Below are 395 nucleotides of genomic sequence, written 5' to 3' on the forward strand. Positions count from 1 at the left end.
TTCTTGAGTTTGCGGATGCTCCTGAGATGAAGGATGAAGAGCAACGCTCCGAATTCTCGTTCTTGGCTCAACTCGCTACGCATATCCAACACGTAGCCGGTTATCTGACTCTCAAGCAGAGGATTGATATCGTCGGTGAGTGCACACCTGATCAGGTAGCACTTATCAAGGACTTCGAAGCACAGCTGAAAAAGTATGGTGTTGAGGAACGCGTTCGTATCAAGTGCAAGGAGTGTGGCGCGGTTTCAGAGACGAAGCTGTCTCTGGCCGCCCACAGCTTTTTTCCCTTTGAATAGTTCAAAGGATACGATGGAGCGGTATAAGCTAATTGCGTCGGAGTACGGATTTTATCCACCCGATGATATACCGGTCTATCGTTTCCAGCAGCTTAGCGA

At 48.9% G+C, this 395-nt stretch carries 1 protein-coding gene; it reads left to right on the forward strand.

The window, feature by feature from the left end; all coding sequences use genetic code 11:
- On the forward strand, window positions 1-296 hold a 296-nt coding region (locus tag AC1RPY_RS07695; RefSeq protein ID WP_481763097.1), incomplete at its 5' end, for a hypothetical protein.
- Window positions 297-395: the final 99 nt, after the last annotated feature.

It is taken from the genome of Dellaglioa sp. CoH-56-MRSF-12, from assembly GCF_056782075.1.